Genomic DNA, 18,345 nt, shown 5'->3' on the forward strand with positions numbered 1-18,345 from the left:
CTTATCCGATAGTGATATCTGCTTTCATATAGTGAATCAAATCTTTCTTGTCTGGCTGGTATTCTGCTAAACTGACCAGTAGTGTCAAGGGGCCAATACGGCCGATAAACATCAACAACATAACGATACTAAGAGCTAACTTGCCTAGCTCTGGTGTTAAATTTGCCGTCACTCCAACTGTCGCAAGGGCTGAAATGGTCTCAAACATGAGGTAGATAAAACGCGGATTTCCTTCCGCCGTTATCCCTAGCAGGACCAAGCCTAGCAAGAATGTTAGCAAGAAGATAATAAAAACACTAAAAGATTTTTGCACGGTTCGAGGTTCAATAGTTCTCCGAGCCACATTGGCATGAGGTAAGCCCAATAGCTCGCTACGAGCGAAGGCCAACAAGACAAAGAAGGTCGTAATCTTGAGTCCCCCTGCCGTCCCTCCAGGTGCCCCACCCAGAAACATCTGCAAGATGTAGATCAGCAAGGTGACCGGTCGAGCCTGGGTGTAATCAATAGAAGCAAAACCTGCCGTTCTCATGCTGACAGTCTGGAAAAAGCTAACCAGCAGTTTCTCTGGGACGCTGAGATTCCCAATCGTCCCTGAATTGTTCCACTCAATCAAAAGGGTTGATACCGTTCCAAAGAATAAAATTCCCGCTGTTAAAAAGAGAACCAGCTTAGTATGAAAGCGAAGACGGCGTTTTTTCTTTTTCCCAAACTGGGTCGCTAGGTCAAACCAGACCATAAATCCTAGGCCACCCGTTATAATCAAGCCTGCAATCACTAGATTGATCAAAGGGTCCGTCTGAAAGACTGCTAAACTCGTACTTCCAAAATTATCAAATCCAGCATTACAGAAAGCTGAAACAGCCAAAAAGATAGAGGTTAACATCCCTCGCCCCCAGCCAAATTCAGGAATAAAGCGGAAACTCAAGAGAAAGGCACCGATTCCTTCCACCAGAAAAGTCGTCAAAAAGATCGAGCGGATGAAGTCCTTTAGAGACTGAGTTTCCCCATAAGCAAAACTTTCTTGAATAGTCTCACGGCCACGAAGACTGAGCTTTTGCTTGCCTTGAATATAAAAGATTCCGATAAAGGTCATGAGCCCCAAACCACCGATCTGGATCAAAATCATACAGATCAACTGGCCCCAGATATTGTAAGTAGAGGCTACCGGCTGGGTAAAGAGCCCTGTCACACAGACCATAGACACAGTCGTAAAGAGATGGTCAAAGTAGGCCGCTTGTGACGTTTCTGCTTGCACAAAGGGGAGACTTAAAAGGAGAGAACCCAAGAAGATTACTAGGGCAAAACTTAAAAAGATGCGACGGGCTGGCGATAAACGTCCCAATGTCGTCTTGATTTTTTCCAAAAAAGAGTTGAATAGCATAACTACATTCTACCATAAAAACAGTAAGAATACTCACATGTGGTGCACAATGGCAATACAGAGTTCGAGGGCCTTATCAAAAGCTTCTGCGCCCCAGTCACGACTGTCGTAGTTATCTAGATTCGCTAAGGAATCTGCGGTAAAGAGCAACTCTCCCCAGACAATCCCACGTAGCTGGGCTACTGCCGCAAGAGCAGAGCACTCCATCTCCACAACAGCACAGCCTTCTTCCTTGCGATAGGCAACCTTTTCAGCCGTCTCTCGATAAAAACCATCTGTCGTCCAGGTCATGACCTCCTCGTAAGGAATGCCTCTTTGTTCCAAGACTTGCTCAATGGCAGAGATAGCCTCAATCTGCATCTCCATATAACGAGAAGGCGCTGCATAGTGGTAGCTGGTCCCCTCATCTCGCAGAGCGCGAACAGGGACGAGAAAGGCATTTTCCTCTATATCGGCTAGGACTCCACAAGTACCAGTGGAAATGATTTGCTCCACACCATAGCCAATCAACCAATCCATAAACTGGGCCGCTGGAGCAGAACCAACAGGCGCTTGGGCCAGGCAAATCTTCTCACCCTTGTAGTTGATGACGTACACTGGATACGTTTTAGTGGCAGAAACGAACTCACCAACACAGTCCGCTCCTGCTTCCTGAGCGTAGCGGTCAATCTCTTCCTCCAAAAATGCATAGATGCATTTCTTTGGCAACTTTAAGTCCAATCCCTCATGTGTTGGCATAAGGACCGCCTGGGGATTGTCATCAAACTCCAAAATGGGAATCGCATGTTTCTGAATCATAGCCCACCTCCTCTAATTTTGTACTATTGTATCAAAAGCTGACGAAGTGTCAAGGAGTTGTCTTTAGCAAGCCAGAAATCTCCTCTTCCATACACTTGAGAAATCGTTGCACCGCTGGAGAAGTCGGTTTCTGTTTTGGCAAAGTCATTGAGGACTTATGAAGAATACCAAATCCAACAACAAAAAAGACATGAAAAAGACATGAATCTGAAATAAGCAGAACATGTCTTTTTTAGCTTGTTTGAAAGTCAAGTAAATAAATCTTAGCTCTTCTAGAACTCCCTTATTTCCACAAACCACCTAAAATCTGTTTTTCTAATAAGTCTAGGTCCTCTTCCTTTATTTCTCCGTTGTCGCTAACGATATAAAGTTGAGCGAAGTAAGCCAACAATGGACCAACACAAATACGAACCATTTGAGGAATCGTTAACTCTGGATTTACACGTGGATCTGCTAGCAATTCCTTACGGAGTACTCGAAGTTTATCTTGAATAGCATTCCAGATAAAAATCTGTTCATTTTTTAGTTTTTTATTTGAAAAACTCTCCTGCAGAATGATTTTCATCAAAGCACGATTTTTTTTGAGATAGCTCATACGATCGTGGACGAGATAACGAACCCTCTCTTCTGTCGTTTCAAAAGCTAAGAGTTCCTCAAAAAAACTACCGAAAATGCCTGGGACTACAGGATGTAAAATAGCCGTCAGTAGATCATCCTTCGTCTTAAAATACTTAAACAAAGTTGCCTGGCTTAGTCCAGCACGCTCAGCTATGTGAAGAGTTGAGGTCCCATGGTAACTCCTAGTTGATATGAGATCCACTGCTGCCTGCATGATTTTTTTCTTTCCTTGAGGGTAATTCGCTTCTTCTAAGTAATCTTCAAACGATTCAAAAACAGTCTTATCCATCTAATCTTCACACCTTTTTAGCATTATTTATGTTGATTTCTAAACTTTACGATAACGACGCAATCCAACAATATTGAGAATTGTTAAAATGATCAAGAAAATCATTAAAACACCAAGATTTGGCAAAATATCACCAAGATTGTGTCCGTAAAGAATAATCTGGCTTATTGCATCACCAGAATAGGTTAATGGCAAAAATTTCCCCACAGTTGGAGCCCATTCTCCCATGGATGACAATGGAATAATCCCTGAGAAAAAGAGTTGAGGCATAATCACGAGAGGAATAAATTGCATCATTTGGAATTCTGATTTTGCTAGAGTAGACAAGAGAATTCCAAAAGCTAGTGCTACAAGAGCCAGTACCACATTAACTATTATAACATTTAAAATATTTCCTACAACTTCTACATCTAGTAGCCAAATTGCTGCTAAGACGACAACTGCCGTTTGAAAAATCGCAATAATACCGTAAGACAACATATAGCCATAGACAATTTCAGAACGTTTCACTGGGGTTGCTAACAAGCGATCCAAGGTTCCACTTGTGCGCTCTTTCAAAAGTGCCATACCAGAAATCAAAAAGACAAAGAAGAAAACTACAAAACCTATCAAAACCGGAATCATACTGGTAAAGAAGCTTGTATTTTCATCTCCATACTGATAAGACTCCTTGATTTCTGGTGTTTTTGCGTCCGAGTCCAATTGTGGAAGAGCTTGTTTAACACGAGATAGTAACTGATCGGTGCCTTCACTGGCGATACTCGTTCGTAACACTTGTCGTATCATAGATGTTTTGGAGGCGTCTGTGTTGGCGTAGTCGACCTGGTACTCATCGTTTTTATAAGAAATCACAGCATCGACTTTTTCATTTGCTAGTGCTTCTTTGGCTTGTTCTAAGTCTTGATAAGTCTCGACGTCCACATGGTCGAGCTCATCCATTTTCGTTACCAAACCAGTTGGTAGATCCTGTGTTGCTAACTTGACATTCACGGTTGTACTAGCTGAAAACATGAGGTTCATCAACCACATGATAAAAACAGGTGCTATAAACATCAGAGCTAGAGTTCGTTTGTCACGAAGTAATTCTTTGATGACTTTTTTTGCAATCGCTATTGTTCTCATTTTACTCACCTTCTGCTTTTAAAAATACTTCTTCAATACTTGAAACTTGATAACTTTCTTTTAAGTGTTGCGGTGTATCAAAAGCAATGATTTTTCCGCCTAATAATAAGCCGACCTTATCCGTCAACTCTGCTTCATCCATAACATGGGTAGTAACTAATATCCCAACCCCATTGTCTCTAAGCGCGAATAATTCTTTCCAGATTTTCTTTCGAAGAGAAGGGTCGATTCCAACTGTCGGTTCGTCCAAAATCAAGAGTTGAGGATTTCCTAAAAGCGCGATAGCCAGCGACAAACGCCGTTTCATTCCTCCAGAATAACCAGATACCGCCTTGTTTAAGTAGTCTGTCAGATCTACTACTTGAGCTATATAAGCAATTTCCGCCTTCAGGTCTTTTTTAGAAAGCCCCTTTAGCTGACCAAAAAATTCCAGATTTTCTTGGCCTGACAAGGTCTCGTATAAAGCATCTGATTGGGCCATATAGCCAATATCTCCTAAAATATAGCGATTGGGCATAGTGTGATTTAACACTAAAGCTAGGCCTCCATCAGCCTTTTCCATTCCTAACGTAGTCTTAATCATAGTTGATTTACCAGCACCAGACGGACCAATTAAGCCTATAATTTCTCCTGGCTGCAATTCAAAGCTGACATGATTCAAAACTATTTGATGGTCAAAAGATTTTACTAAATCTTGTAAATGTAGTAATGTTTTCATATGCTTCCTCCTAGGTGAGTGCTTACTCACTTACTGAATATAGACCTATTATAGTGAGTGTTTACTCACTTGTCAAGAAAAAAGTTGAAATTCTTTAAAAAATAAAGCACCAGATTCGTATCTGATGTTTATAATGCACATGTCTTATTTCTAAAAATGTTTTTGAACTTCCTCTCTATACTCCGAAATGGTCTTTTCTGTCCACTTTTTAAAGGCCTATTTTTCCTCTACTTTTCTCGGCTAATCCAACCATCGTCATTGCTATCGCAACTCTAATGACCTTGGTAATGGGAATTCATTTTACTCATTTTTATATGAAACAGACTAAGAAATTTTCAAGACCTAATTGAAACCAAATTAGCCCTCGGAAGTCAAAAAATCCTCGAACTCTACGCTGACCGTCTAGCAGAATCAGATCAAATGTGGCATGACATTTCTAAGAATTCGGTCAAGGGTCGTAACCTACAAGCCGCTTACGTAGATGTGGACGTCGATGGATTGACTTTGGGAGACTTCTTCGCCTTCAACCAAGGACTAAATAAAATGGGCGACGAAGCGCTCCCTTCTAAAGTTCACCCTGAACATTTTGTATTTGCTGGGGTGCACGGTGGACAGGAAGTGATGAAGTTGATTGGAGAGTACGGACAACCAACTTATCAAAAAATCTTTACCAGTCTAGATGCTGAAAAACCAGTCATTCCTGATGCTGATACAAAAATTTCTATGGCAGGTGATACTGCTACTCTCATGCCCGATCCAAGCCTTGATATCAAGATGTATGGTATGCATCAGTTCAAGATGAAAAAAGGTGGACTCCGCATCAAATTAGGCGTCTTTTCCCCAGAAGCAACCTCAAGCTAGATGGAGTTCGGTCACCAGGAACACCTAGCAGTTGAATTTTTCAATTCCCTCACAATCGCCTATCAAAACAAAACATTTAGGGGAAAACTACTCAATACTCTCTTAAAATTCAAGAAATTTAAGTAAACACAAATGAGTGACTTAACAATTTATCCTTGAAAGCTACAACTATAAAACCACTCGTAACATATCAATCTATCACCCATATAAAAAGATAGCCATTCTAATTGAATGCTATCTTTTTTGTTTATCCTTGTCCGCCAGAGGCTGGACCGCCCCCTTGAGGAACTCCATTCGGTCCACCGCCTCCAGGCATAGAATTGACGATTTCCGTTTGTTTTTCACCGTTGAGATAGATATCTCCACCTGTGTAGATCGCTGTTCCATCAAAGTCAAAACCTGTTTGACCAGTCATTTTAATGGTTCCGCCTGTGACTGTGATATTACCGTTTGAATCGATTGGGTCTGTATCCCCTTGACCAACTTCTACTATCAGGTTACCACCGTTCATAGTGAAGAAGATTTCACTCTGTTGGACATTTTTGTTGGCTGCATTGACACCATCGTCCGTTGAATAGATAGTAATGTCCCCACCGTTGATAGTGATTGACTTCCCTTCAAGTCCTTCTGTCGAATTCTTAACGGTGTAGGTACCACTATCGATAACCAAATTACCTGATGCGTGGATGCCATCATCTCCTGCTGTGACTGTTATGGTATTGTTAGCCAAATACATATTGCCGACAGTCATATCGTCATCATTGTCGACCTTGACCCCATCCTCTTTGGCATCAATGGTCATGGTCGTACCAGTGATGTTGAGCTCATCATTGACATTAAAGGCATCGCCAACTGCTGTGATGTTATAGGTTCCACCCGTAATGTGAAGAGTGTCGTTAGCCTTGATACCATTGTTCTTCTTGCCATCTACATTGAGGGTTCCTTTCCCGTTGATGGTCAAATCCACCTTAGAAAAGAGAGCTGCATCTGCTTTTTCGTCGCTGTTAGAGCTTGAGTCAGAGAGACTGTTGGTGGTTCCCTCTGCTAGAGTCAGGTAGACGTGGCCGGCTGATGTCGCAGATATCGCTGCATTGGTATTGGTCATGGTTGCACCTTTTAGGACTAGGTGAACTTCTGCCGACTCATCTGCCTTGACCTTGATCTGCACTCCGTCAGACTGACCTGAAATCACATAGGTTCCAGATTTTGTGATGGTCACTGTTGATTCAGAAACTGTCACCCCATCTCCAGAAACGTTTGCTGATGAGCCAGATAACTCAATCTTAGAAGCTGTGCTTTCATCATAAGAAGTATCATTGTCCTTCTCTGTAAAATAGGATGATTGATTTGTCTTTGTTGAAGTTGTTGTGGCACTATTTGTCGTTTCATTGGTAGTGGATGTAGTTGTTGACTGGGCACATGCTGCCATCAGCACCATTGCCGTTAAACTCGTTGCGAGTAGGGTCCACTTTTTTGATTTCATACCTTTTTCCTCTCCTTCGTATGATATAGCTAGACAGTCTACTGAAGATTCCTGAAACGAAACTAAAATTTTTCTGAAAGTTTCCTTAAATTCAGTTTGGATTAGATTTCGCCTAGTAATTTTTTAGAAAGGGCTGCTAAAACAATTTTTGAACTCTAGACTACCTTTAATAGATTTTTAAAACCAACATCCCTCAGTGCGATGTTTCCTTGACCAAGAAAGCAAAAAAGAAGAAAAATTTATAAGATTAGAGTTCATAAAAAGAACAGCCTGGGCTGTTCTTTTTAGTTTTCTTTTACTGGTATTTCCTTGATAACACGCGCAGGATTCCCATCTAGGACAACATTATCTCCAAAGGACTTGGTAATCACGGCCCCTGCTCCAGCAACGACATTATTTCCTAGTGTCACTCCAGGAAGGACGATGACGCCTCCTCCAGCCCAGAAATTATCTCCGATGGTGATGGGCTTGCCGTATTCGACCCCTGAATTGCGTTCATACGGATCCAGTGGATGGAGTGGGGTTAAAAACTGACAGTTGGGACCAATCATGGCGTTGTTCCCGATGCGAATCGGACAAACATCCAGCATGGTCAAGTTCCAATTAGAATAAAAATTTTCCCCTAGATGGATATTGACTCCATAATCGACCACCAGATGTGGATTGACATAGAGATTTTGCCCAGTTGAGCCAAACCAAGTCTTGATAATATCCGCTCCCTTCAAGGGATCTTCTTCCCGGTTAAAGGCAGCCTGTTTTTGGCGAGAAACCTGAGCCAAGGCCCGTAACTCGGAATCAAACGGATGATAGGGTTCTCCTGCTATCATTTTCTGGTATTCACTGATCATAGTATCACCTCATACTTACTTTGGAGCCCATCATATCAAAAAGCCTTTGAAAGGTCAAGAATAGCCTGCTTTCTAAACTCTCAAAACCAAGCCCTCTCCCAAGTCAAAACAACTTGCTTGACAAAAGCTTGACTTCATGGTTTAATATACCCCATAAGGGTATATTTGGAGGTGCCTATGTTTCACTTATTATTTACAAAAATTGACAGTATTTCTACCAGCGAGTTAGAAGCTAAACTCAGAGAACCGATTCAGCTACTGGATGTTCGGACGCCTACGGAATTCCATAGAGGTCATATCAAAAATGCCAAGAATGTCCCTCTATCCGAAATCGGATCTTATGCACCAACGACAAAAGAAACACTCTATGTCATTTGTCATTCTGGTGTGCGAAGCAAACTAGCTGCGAAGAAGCTAAAGAAAAAAGGCTACAATGTCATCAATGTCCGAGGCGGTATGAGCGCTTGGACAGGTAAGGTCATCTAAAAGCATAAAGGAGAAAGTCAATGAAAGTTATCATTGTTGGAGGAGTTGCAGGCGGTATGTCAGCAGCAACCCGCCTCAGACGTCTCATGGAAGACGCTGAAATCACTATTTTTGAGAAAGGTCCCTTTGTTTCCTTTGCAAACTGCGGACTTCCTTACTATGTTTCAGGAGAAATTTCAAACCGTGATAGTTTATTAGTCCAAACTCCTGAAAGTCTCAAAGCACGCTTTAATCTCGATGTGCGACCATTTCACGAGGTTATCCAGATTTCGCCAGAAGAACACACTGTGACCGTACGCCATGATGGACAGGAATTCACAGAAAGCTACGACAAGTTGATCCTCTCCCCAGGAGCTAAACCATTTGTTCCTACCATTGAAGGTTTGGCAGAAGCTAAGAATGCCTACACGCTCCGCAATGTTCCCGATCTTGATGAAATTATGGCGGCCTTGGACAATCATCCAAAAGAAGCTGTCGTCATCGGTGCAGGCTTTATCGGGCTTGAAATGGCTGAAAACCTGGCGAAACGTGGATTACAAGTTACCATCGTTGAGAAAGCACCCCATGTCTTGCCACCATTAGATCAGGAAATGGCGGCCTTTGTCCAAGCAGAATTGCTGGCAAATGGTGTCCGCGTTATCACTTCCCAGTCTGCAACTCGATTTGAAGACCAAGGAAAAGTCATCGTTCTCGAAAACGGGCAAAAGATCGCTTCTGACTTGACCATCCTTTCTGTCGGCGTTGAGCCTGAAAATGGACTGGCCAAAGCTGCGGGGATTGAACTGGGACTCCGTGGTGGTATCCTGGTCGATGAAAACTACGAGACTAGTCAAAAAGATATTTTTGCAGTTGGGGACGCTATCGTTGTCAAGCAAGAGATTACGGGCCAAGATGCCCTCATCTCTCTAGCTTCTCCTGCCAATCGTCAAGGACGACAAGTAGCGGATGTCATCGCAGGACTCAGTCGTACCAACAAGGGCAGTATCGGTACTGCTATCGTTCGTGCCTTTGATATGACAGCCGCTTCGACTGGTCTCAGCGAGCGTATCCTTCGCATGAATCAACTCCCTTACAAGGCACTTCATGTCAGTGGAAAAGACCACGCTGGTTATTATCCAGGCGCTACTGATATCATCTTGAAGCTCCTCTTTGACCCAACCAGCGGCAAAATCTACGGTGCCCAAGGAATTGGGAAGAAAGGCGTTGACAAGAGAATCGATATCCTGGCAACTGCTATCAAGGGAAATCTCACCATCTTTGACTTACCAGAATTGGAGTTCACCTATGCGCCACCATTTGGCTCTGCCAAGGATCCCGTCAATATGCTGGGCTACGCAGCCTTAAACCTTATCGAAGGTCTCAGCGACAATATCCAGTGGTACCAACTAGAAGACGAACTGGCTAAGGGAAAGAAATTCCTAGATGTGCGGACAAGTGGCGAATTTCAGAGTGGTCGACTCAAAGTCGACACCATCCACATCCCCCTAAACGAACTACGGGAACGCTTGGATGAACTGGACAAAAACCAAGACTACATCGTCAGCTGCCACAGCGGTTTGCGTAGCTACATTGCAGAGCGTATCCTCAAACAAGCAGGATTTGCTGCCCAAAACCTTGACGGCGCTTATTCACTATACAAAATGGCTAACCCAGAAGGAGTAGAATATGGTAACTAGTATCAGCATGGCTGATTTTTATGAAAAATATCAAAATGAAAAACTAGATCTTATCGATGTCCGTGAAGTGCATGAATTTCAAGCAGGACACGTCCCAGCAGCACAAAATTTCCCTTTGAGTACCTTAGAGCAAGGTTACAAAGAACTCAAACCCGATCAAAAATACTATGTTATCTGCCAAGGGGGAGTACGCTCTGCATCTGCCTGTCAATTTCTTAGAGCTCAAGGCCTCACCGTTACCAATGTAGAAGGTGGTATGAATGCTTGGCCCGGTCAAGTAGAATAAGCAAATGAAACTGGGAAGCAACTCAATTTCTGGAGAAAATGAAGTAATACTCAATGAAAATCAAAGTGCAAACTAGGAAGCTAGCCGCAGGCTGTACTTGAGTACGGCAAGGTGAAGCTGACGTGGTTTGAATTTGATTTTCGAAGAGTATAAATCTCCCCACAATAAAACGCATACTATCAAGGCTTTTCAACACCTGATAGTATGCGTTTTTTAATTTTAAAGACTTTTTACCCAGCTTCTTTTGATTCAAATTAAACTATTCTATTAATAGTTAGATATGCCTTTGCAACTATCGTCTCAAAAAATTAGTTCATTTCCGTTTAATCAAGTATCGGATGGCCTTTTCTAGGCGTTCTTTTTGAGCCTCGGGATCATCTAGTGGTTGGTTAATGCAGGCGGTGAGATTTTCCGTAATCATCATCTCAATCACGCGCTCAACACTCGATTTCACTGCTGTCAACTGCGTCACAATATCAGCGCAGTCACGATCTTCTTCAATCATCTTTTGAATCCCACGCAACTGGCCCTCTGAACGTTTCAAGCGTGTTATATACTTTGAGTTTGTCATTTCTTTTTCCTTGCTCGATTTTTCTTCATTATATCTCGAATAAGGGGCTTTGTCAAAATTCTCATCCCATCTGTCTTTGTAGGAACTTATCTCATATCTGTGTTTTCATGATATAATAGTAAAAAAACTGTTCAGAATGGACGTTCTTATGAATTCTATCTATGATAGCTGTGAAGCCTATTTACCCATCATCTTGCAAACCTTTATTCAAGACATAGAAGAGGCCGCAGCCAATTACAAAAAAGAAACCAACCTCAAACTATATGAGCATTTGCATGCGCGCATCAAAACAGAAAAAAGCATGCGTGAAAAATGCCAACGCAAGGGCCTTCCTCAGACAAGTCAATCTGCTCTTAAAGAAATACGAGATGCAATTGGCGTTCGAATTATCACAGGCTTTACAGATGATATCTACCGCATCGTAGAGTATATTCGCCAGATGCCAAGCATCCATATTTTCAAAGAGAAAGACTATATCCGTCAGGTCAAACCCAACGGCTACCGTTCCTATCATCTGATTCTAGAGGTGACCACTCCCTACCCAGACTGTCTGGGAAATGACCAGGGTACCTATTTTATCGAGATTCAACTGCGCACAATTGCCATGGACTCCTGGGCTAGCCTCGAACACCAGATGAAATACAAGAAAAACATCCAAAATCCTGAGCGAATCACGCGCGAGCTCAAACGTTGTGCCGATGAGCTTGCTTCTTGTGACTTGACCATGCAGACCATCCGTGATTTGATTCAGCGCTCTGATCAAGACTAAGGAGAACCTATGAAAATCCTACTTGCCGAAGATGAAACCCAACTAAACCGTGTTATCACTGTTGCTTTAGAACGCGAAGGCTACAGCGTTGATTCTGTTTTTAACGGACAAGACGCTGTCGAAAAGGCTGAATCTAACCACTATCACCTCATGATTTTTGACATCATGATGCCAATTAAAACTGGAATCGAAGCCCTCAAAGAAATTCGCCAGGCAGGCAATACGACCCACGTTATCATGCTGACAGCCATGGCCGAAGTAGATGACCGTGTAACCGGACTCGATGCAGGTGCTGACGACTACTTGACTAAACCTTTCTCGCTCAAGGAGCTCTTGGCTAGACTCCGTTCTACTGCACGCCGCCTGGAAGACTATACTCCGGATACAGTCGAATTAGGAAATACCCGCTTGGATATTGATGAACAAGAATTGGCTGCTACAAACAGCATTCGTTTGGGGAAAAAGGAGACCCAACTCTTGACTCTCCTCATCCAGCACGCTAACCAACCCCTCAGTTGTCAACAACTACTAGAGCAGGTCTGGCCAGACGAGCTGGAAGAACAGGATCACGAGCTCGTCTTTCTCTATATCTCCTACCTACGCCAAAAACTCCAAAGTGTCCAGTCTAGCTTACAAATACTTGGGGCTGCAGAAGGCCCCTTCCAATTGACAGGAGGTGACTAGATGTTTCGAAAACTACGCATCAAATTTATCGCAACGGCTACTCTTACCATTGCTCTGATTCTAACCTTCTTTCTGGTCTTAATGAATAGTATCGTCTACACTCAGACGGAGGGTAACATCCACACCGTCCTCTCTATCTTAACCAAGAATGAGGGCGAACTTCCTATTACAGACGAAATCAAAGAAAGTCTGACTGAGAAAAATATCCAAGAAGGGATTGTCTATAATTTTCAATACTTCTCCGTCAGAGAAAAGGAAAATGACTACGCCATCTCCCTTACAAATGTCCAGTCCTTAACTGAGGCTGAAGTCAAAAGTTTTCTCCCCAATGTCCTCAAAAAGCAAGAAACTTATGGTTCTATTACTCATAAGGGACGCTATTTTACCTACCAAGTGAGCCAATCTACGACTGGGAAACTACTGGTCTTCTTTGAGACGACTAACTATATCCGAGAACGAGATACCTTACTTCAGGTCTCTATCTGGCTGGCCTTGGCTAGCTTACTCCTCCTCATACTGCTCTTCACCTTGATTTCAGGGATTGTCATTCGTCCTTTTATCAAAAACTATGAAAAACAACGGATGTTTATCACCAATGCAGGACACGAACTCAAAACGCCTCTAGCCATCATTTCGGCCAATACCGAGCTACAGGAGTTAATAGAGGGAGAGACTGAGTGGAGTATTAGCACTAAAGAACAGACGGAACGACTCAACCACCTGATTGGAAGACTCATCCGACTTGCTCGGCTCGAGGAACAAGAGGATATCAAACTAGCTCCTCAAAATATCTCCGTCATCGCTGAAAAGGTTGCCTCAGATTTTGCTCCTCTCTTTACCAAAGAAGATAAAAAATTTAAAAGTTCTATTGAAGCAGACGTTGTAGAAAAAGTGGCCCAAGAAGAATTTTATGAGCTTCTTAGCATCCTTCTTGACAATGCCCGAAAATACTGTGATCCCGCTGGAACGATTTGCTTGACGCTCCAACGCAAAAATTACCTACTACGCAAACGAACCTGCATCACTATTTCTAATGATTACAAGGATGGACAAGCAGCTAATATTAAGCGTTTCTTTGATCGCTTTTATCGTGCGGAGATCTCTCACAACAACCAAACCATATCTGGACACGGAATTGGCCTCTCCATGGCTCAGCATCTCGTCAGCCTATTTAGAGGTAAAATATTTGTCACCTACAAAAAACAGGTGATTACCTTTACAGTCTGGTTATAGCTATAGCTCTTTTACCCTTTATCATTTCATAAAAAGCGAACAAGTCCGCATTCTAAAAACAGAATGCGAGCTTGTCCGCCTTTTCCTATGTCTCTAAAATAAATAATGTGTTTTCCTCGTTTCATCGTGCCAAGCGAATGCGAGTCACAATCCCATCTGGGTCTACAAGATCCACCTCACTCGAATGTAGCCATTTGATCTGTGCCTCTAGCTCTTGTGCTTGCTGAACGATAGCTAAGAGTTCTTCCTTGCTTTCGACCTCAAGGACGTAGTAGGCCAAGCCTGACAAGCCTTGCTCACGCGGAGCCAACCCTTTTCCAGCCCATTCGTTGACAGCCAGGTGGTGATGGTACTGACCAGCCGCTATCCAACTAGCACTAGGAATGCTAAATTTATCTTCTAGTCCTAACACCTTTTGATAAAACTGGCTCGCCGCACGACTATCCTTCACCGATAGATGGATATGCCCCATTCTCGTCCCTTCAGCTAGGATAAAGGGATCCACCTTTTCTCCTAACTCATAGATGTCCTGTGCCGCAAGGGCTTCGGTCACACCGATAATGCGGCCGTCTTCTCGAATATCCCATGACGAAACTGGCTTATCACGGTAGAGTTCAATGCCATTTCCTTCCAAATCCTCTAGATAAATAGCCTCACTGTATCCATGATCTGCACCCCCGACCAGAGGAATCCGCAAATCACTTAGGTGTTTCAAGACATCTGCCAAGGCTTTTCGTGTCGGCAACAAAATCGCCAGATGGTAGAGCCCATAATGTTCCCTTACTTCGCCAGTCTTTTCTGCCTGAATCAAGTGAACCAAGGCTTTTCGACCAAGTCCCAAAATCGCTTCTGTCTCTGTTTGGGATAAAATCTCCAAGCCAATAATCTGCTGATAAAAAGCCGTTTGACTCGTTAAATCCTTGACATTTAAAACAGCCTCTGCTAGGTAAATGTGGCTTTGGTATGCATAAGTCATAGGGTGTCTCCTTTTGTTTGTTGTAACTTTATCAATTACATCAATTATACACTATTGAAATAAAATGTCAACGAAGACAACTCAAAAGAGCTGGAAACCAGCTCTTCTTTTTATTTTACAACAAGCTCGTAGCGAGTTTTGCTGGTAAAGATTTGCCCTGCTTTAAGAATGACTTGGTCTTTGAGGTCACTGTGAATGGCATCTGGTAAAGCTTGCGCTTCAAGGGCAATCCCATTGTGTTGTACCATTGGCTGGCCTCCGATGATGACACTCTCATCCACAAAGTTTGCTGTGTAGACCACAAAGCAAGGGGCCTCTGTCTTGAACAGCAGGAAACGACCTGAGTTTTGGTCATAAAGGAAACCAGCATTGTCATGGCCTGCAGGAAGGGCAAATGGGTGATCCAAACCAGATACCAACTGGATTTGTTCATCTTCCTCTGCAAAGATGTCCTTCAACAAAGCTCCATTGTAGATGTGTTTAACCACATCACGATTAGCATCTGGAGTCTTATCCGGAACACCGTCCGGAGCAATTGGGTAAATGCCCTCCGTATTTAGCTGGAAGACATGGCGGTCAACTGTCTGCGTGAAATCACCAGACAAGTTGAAGTAGCTGTGGTTGGTTGGATTGACAAGCGTATCCTGATCTGTCGTCACCTTATAGCTGACTTCGTAGGCGCCAGTTTCTTCCAAGTGGTAGCTGATCCAGATCTTGAGATTACCAGGAAATCCTCCTGTCCCATCTGTACGCTCTGTGTAGAGGGTCAAGCCATGGTCGCTCACCTCAGTTAATTCAAACAAGCTTGAATCCCAACCTGTTGAACCACTGTGGTTACAGTTGCTGGCATTGTTGACTTCAAGATTATAGGTCTGGCCATTGAGTTCAAATGTCGCACCTGCAATACGGCCCGCTACAGGACCTACACTTGCTCCATGCTTGGGACTATTGCCTACATAGCTATCAAAATCATCAAAGCCCAAGATCACATTGGCAAAGTTTCCAGCCTTGTCAGGTGTGACATAGCGCAAGATGGTAGCACCATAAGTCATGATTTCTAGTTGGTAGCCACTGTCAGTCTCAAAGCGATAGGCCAAGACATCCTTACCCTCATGATTTCCAAATACACGCTCTGTGTATGCTTTCATTCTTCTCTCCTTTGATCCATTTCTCTTAAGTAAACAAACCATAGAGAGTGTATGCACCATCTATGGTTGTAGTTTTATTTTCAGAATCCTTTGTCACAAAACCTTAAGTATTTTCTTAACAAAAAGGGATTCTTCTATACTTGTTTTATGCTTCCACACGTTCTTTCCATGAAGTCGCTGTTGTTTGAAGAACCTTGTTGAGTTCGTCAATGTTCTCAAATCCAGTTGTGCGTAGCCATTCACGAGCTGCTGCTTCACCGTCTTTGATGTAGGCTTCAACTGATCCAGCCCAGGTTGCACGGCCGCAAAGAACACCGTTGAAGTTTGCGCCTGATTCGTGAGCAAAGACAAGTGTTTCTTGGAAGAGTTTGGCTGATACACCTGCGCTCAAGTAGATGTATGGCAAGTTAGTAGCTTCGTCTTGTGCTTTGAAGAAAGCTGCCGCTTCTTCGCGTGTATGCACGATTTCACCATCGCCAAAGCCTTCAACGTATTTGACGTTAACTGGAACTTCAACTTTCAAGACATCGATGTTGAAACGTGGGTCTGAGAAGACCTTCATGGCACCGATAACCTTGTGTGGTTTGACTTTAGCGTATTCTGCAGAACCTGCGTCAGCGATTTTTTCGTCGTAAGCCAAGATTTCAAGGAAGAATGGAATATCTTCCGCCACACACTCAGAGCCGATACGTTCGATGTAGGCTTGTTTTTCTTGGTTGAGTTCGTCAGAGCTGTCTACATCGTAGTAAAGCAAGAATTTGACAGCATCTGCACCTTGTTCCTTGATGCGTTTGGCAGACCAAACATCCAAGCAGTCAGGCAAGCGTTTGGTGCTTGTTGTGTCATAACCTGTTTTCTCATAAGCAAGGAGAAGACCAGCATTTGGAGCAAGCGCTTTTGTAGCTGGAAGTCCATACTCTGGGTCAAGAAGCATAGAGGATGCGTATTTTGTTAATTCATCTGCTACCAAGACTTTGAGTTCTTCCATTTGAGCCACTGTTGGCTCTTCTGTTTGGTATTGGGCCATAAGGCGTTTCAAAGCACCACGTTGGTCAAAGGCAAGAGCTGAGATGATTCCATTCTCGTCAGAGAGTTTTTGCAAGCAAGCTACTTTATTGGGACTTAATTGTAATTTACTCATAGATACTTCCTTATTTTTGATAGTCATGAATGATAACACCTTGTACCACACGGTTTACTGTACCTGTAGGAGACGGTGTATCTGGTTTGTTTTTTACCTTGAGCGAAGTCAAAAGGGCAAAGAGTTGGGCATAAACGATGTAAGGGAAGACACGGTAAATATCGTTCAAGACACCGCCACAACCAAGGGCCACTTCTTTGACATTTTCAAGACCAAAGGCTTGATCACTCAAGAGCACAACACGACGAGCAATCTGATCACCAGCCACTTCACGAACTAAGTCCAAGTCGTACTTGCGAGTGTAGTCTGACGTTGTGCCAAAGATCAAAACAACTGTATCTTCATTGATCAATGATTTTGGACCGTGACGGAAGCCAACTGGGCTTTCATACATGGTCGCCACTTGACCAGCAGTTAATTCCAAAATCTTGAGCTGAGCTTCATGAGCAAGTCCAAAGAAAGGACCAGCGCCTAGGTAGATAACACGGTTAAAGTCGAGGTCAACCAGTTCTTTAACATCTGCTGCATTTTCTAGAACTTTACGCGCAAGGCTAGACACAACTTCAAAACGTTCAGCTTTCACAGCAAATTCTGTAGGATCAAAAACCAAGAGAGCTGTTAGCATCATGGACGTAAAGCTAGAAGTCATGGCAAATCCAGCGTCATTGGAAGCAGCTGGTTGCAAGAGTAAAAGATTGCGCTCATCGCCATGAGCTTGAAGAGCCAATTTACCATCTGCAGCACATGTAATGGTCACTTGATAGAGGTCATCAACCAAGGCTTTGGCCAAATCAACCGTCGCCACACTTTCAGGTGAATTCCCACTACGAGCAAAGGAAACAAGGACAGTCGCCACATCTTTTTTCAGATAGGTTTCTGGATTGGCAACAATATCAGTTGTCGCAATGGCATTGAAATTCCATTTGCGTTCATCATAGACTTCCTTAAAGTATGGTACCAAGGTATCTCCCACATAAGCAGAAGTACCAGCACCCGTCAAGATGACCTTGATATAGTCATGCTTATCAGCGATCCCTTGTAGGAAGGCTGCAATTTCTTCACGTTTTGCTTGATAGGCTTCAAAAGCCTCTTTCCATACATCAGGCTGTTGGTAGATTTCACGAGTCGTGATTTCTGCACCCAGTTCAAGTAATTCTTCTTTTGTGTAATTTAGCATAGAGTTCCTCTAATCTATTGTCGTTTCATTCCTATTGAAAATATGGGAATGGGAGTGACTCCCATTCCCATGTATATTCT

At 43.1% G+C, this 18,345-nt stretch carries 19 protein-coding genes; 7 read left to right on the plus strand and 12 right to left on the minus strand.

What is annotated here, in order from left to right:
- Position 1: 1 nt before the first annotated feature.
- From HMPREF9188_RS00280 to HMPREF9188_RS00300, 5 genes are all read right to left on the minus strand, one after another.
- Positions 2-1,381 carry a TrkH family potassium uptake protein gene (locus tag HMPREF9188_RS00280; protein WP_009729507.1) on the minus strand — a complete coding sequence of 460 codons (1,380 nt, stop codon included), beginning with the start codon at positions 1,379-1,381 and terminating at the stop codon, positions 2-4.
- A 33-nt stretch (positions 1,382-1,414) separates the two neighbouring features.
- Complete coding sequence (locus HMPREF9188_RS00285; protein WP_009729508.1) at positions 1,415-2,179, minus strand: nucleoside phosphorylase; 765 nt, start codon at positions 2,177-2,179, stop codon at positions 1,415-1,417.
- A 283-nt stretch (positions 2,180-2,462) separates the two neighbouring features.
- Positions 2,463-3,086 (minus strand): TetR/AcrR family transcriptional regulator, encoded by a 624-nt coding sequence (locus tag HMPREF9188_RS00290; protein WP_009729509.1) that lies wholly within the window; start codon positions 3,084-3,086, stop codon positions 2,463-2,465.
- A gap of 39 nt (positions 3,087-3,125) precedes the next feature.
- Complete coding sequence (locus HMPREF9188_RS00295; RefSeq protein WP_009729510.1) at positions 3,126-4,208, minus strand: ABC transporter permease; 1,083 nt, start codon at positions 4,206-4,208, stop codon at positions 3,126-3,128.
- Between the two features lies 1 nt (position 4,209).
- Positions 4,210-4,926: an ABC transporter ATP-binding protein gene (locus HMPREF9188_RS00300; protein WP_009729511.1), complete on the minus strand. Its 717-nt coding sequence runs from the start codon at positions 4,924-4,926 to the stop codon at positions 4,210-4,212.
- A 420-nt stretch (positions 4,927-5,346) separates the two neighbouring features.
- Here HMPREF9188_RS00300 and HMPREF9188_RS00305 point away from each other — a divergent pair, with 420 nt between their 5' ends.
- Positions 5,347-5,787 carry a hypothetical protein gene (locus tag HMPREF9188_RS00305; protein WP_009729512.1) on the plus strand — a complete coding sequence of 147 codons (441 nt, stop codon included), beginning with the start codon at positions 5,347-5,349 and terminating at the stop codon, positions 5,785-5,787.
- A 247-nt stretch (positions 5,788-6,034) separates the two neighbouring features.
- Here HMPREF9188_RS00305 and HMPREF9188_RS00310 read toward each other — a convergent pair whose 3' ends face one another.
- On the minus strand, positions 6,035-7,270 hold the full coding sequence (locus HMPREF9188_RS00310; protein WP_009729513.1) for a carbohydrate-binding domain-containing protein: 1,236 nt from the start codon (positions 7,268-7,270) through the stop codon (positions 6,035-6,037).
- Between the two features lie 284 nt (positions 7,271-7,554).
- Positions 7,555-8,118 carry a sugar O-acetyltransferase gene (locus tag HMPREF9188_RS00315; RefSeq protein ID WP_009729514.1) on the minus strand — a complete coding sequence of 188 codons (564 nt, stop codon included), beginning with the start codon at positions 8,116-8,118 and terminating at the stop codon, positions 7,555-7,557.
- A gap of 177 nt (positions 8,119-8,295) precedes the next feature.
- Between HMPREF9188_RS00315 and HMPREF9188_RS00320 the strand changes: the two genes are divergently transcribed.
- Genes HMPREF9188_RS00320 through HMPREF9188_RS00330 form a run of 3 tightly spaced genes read left to right on the plus strand, consistent with a single transcriptional unit; the run spans position 8,296 to position 10,566 of the window.
- A complete protein-coding gene (locus tag HMPREF9188_RS00320) occupies positions 8,296-8,604 on the plus strand; it encodes a rhodanese-like domain-containing protein (protein ID WP_000468874.1) in 309 nt (102 codons plus the stop codon).
- A 20-nt stretch (positions 8,605-8,624) separates the two neighbouring features.
- Positions 8,625-10,280, plus strand: a complete 1,656-nt coding sequence (locus HMPREF9188_RS00325) for an FAD-dependent oxidoreductase (protein WP_009729515.1) — start codon at positions 8,625-8,627, stop codon at positions 10,278-10,280.
- Positions 10,270-10,566 carry a rhodanese-like domain-containing protein gene (locus tag HMPREF9188_RS00330; RefSeq protein WP_009729516.1) on the plus strand — a complete coding sequence of 99 codons (297 nt, stop codon included), beginning with the start codon at positions 10,270-10,272 and terminating at the stop codon, positions 10,564-10,566. Before HMPREF9188_RS00325 ends, HMPREF9188_RS00330 begins: the two co-directional genes overlap by 11 nt.
- Positions 10,567-10,879: 313 nt before the next feature.
- Here the strand turns inward: HMPREF9188_RS00330 and HMPREF9188_RS00335 are convergent, their stop codons facing one another.
- The gene (locus HMPREF9188_RS00335) at positions 10,880-11,137 is read right to left on the minus strand and encodes a metal-sensitive transcriptional regulator (protein ID WP_000185161.1); all 258 of its coding nucleotides are present in this window, start codon (positions 11,135-11,137) and stop codon (positions 10,880-10,882) included.
- Between the two features lie 148 nt (positions 11,138-11,285).
- On the opposite strand from HMPREF9188_RS00335, the gene HMPREF9188_RS00340 reads away from it, so the two are divergent.
- The 3 genes from HMPREF9188_RS00340 to HMPREF9188_RS00350 are packed head-to-tail and all read left to right on the plus strand — an operon-like array spanning position 11,286 to position 13,823.
- Positions 11,286-11,906 carry a GTP pyrophosphokinase gene (locus HMPREF9188_RS00340; protein WP_009729517.1) on the plus strand — a complete coding sequence of 207 codons (621 nt, stop codon included), beginning with the start codon at positions 11,286-11,288 and terminating at the stop codon, positions 11,904-11,906.
- A gap of 9 nt (positions 11,907-11,915) precedes the next feature.
- Complete coding sequence (locus HMPREF9188_RS00345; protein WP_009729518.1) at positions 11,916-12,590, plus strand: response regulator transcription factor; 675 nt, start codon at positions 11,916-11,918, stop codon at positions 12,588-12,590.
- Positions 12,591-13,823: a sensor histidine kinase gene (locus HMPREF9188_RS00350; protein WP_009729519.1), complete on the plus strand. Its 1,233-nt coding sequence runs from the start codon at positions 12,591-12,593 to the stop codon at positions 13,821-13,823.
- A gap of 121 nt (positions 13,824-13,944) precedes the next feature.
- Here the strand turns inward: HMPREF9188_RS00350 and HMPREF9188_RS00355 are convergent, their stop codons facing one another.
- The 4 genes from HMPREF9188_RS00355 to HMPREF9188_RS00370 form a co-directional block, all read right to left on the minus strand.
- Positions 13,945-14,799 (minus strand): VOC family protein, encoded by an 855-nt coding sequence (locus HMPREF9188_RS00355; RefSeq protein ID WP_009729520.1) that lies wholly within the window; start codon positions 14,797-14,799, stop codon positions 13,945-13,947.
- 110 nt (positions 14,800-14,909) lie between these two features.
- Positions 14,910-15,947 (minus strand): aldose epimerase family protein, encoded by a 1,038-nt coding sequence (locus tag HMPREF9188_RS00360; protein ID WP_009729521.1) that lies wholly within the window; start codon positions 15,945-15,947, stop codon positions 14,910-14,912.
- Positions 15,948-16,092: 145 nt separating this feature from the next.
- The gene (lacD, locus tag HMPREF9188_RS00365; RefSeq protein WP_008289247.1) at positions 16,093-17,088 is read right to left on the minus strand and encodes a tagatose-bisphosphate aldolase; all 996 of its coding nucleotides are present in this window, start codon (positions 17,086-17,088) and stop codon (positions 16,093-16,095) included.
- Positions 17,089-17,098: 10 nt separating this feature from the next.
- Positions 17,099-18,265, minus strand: coding sequence for an SIS domain-containing protein (locus HMPREF9188_RS00370; protein ID WP_000936007.1), 1,167 nt, complete (start codon positions 18,263-18,265; stop codon positions 17,099-17,101).
- Between the last annotated feature and the right edge of the window lie 80 nt (positions 18,266-18,345).

Origin of the sequence: Streptococcus sp. F0441 (genome assembly GCF_000314775.2) — a bacterium.
GTDB lineage: Bacteria > Bacillota > Bacilli > Lactobacillales > Streptococcaceae > Streptococcus.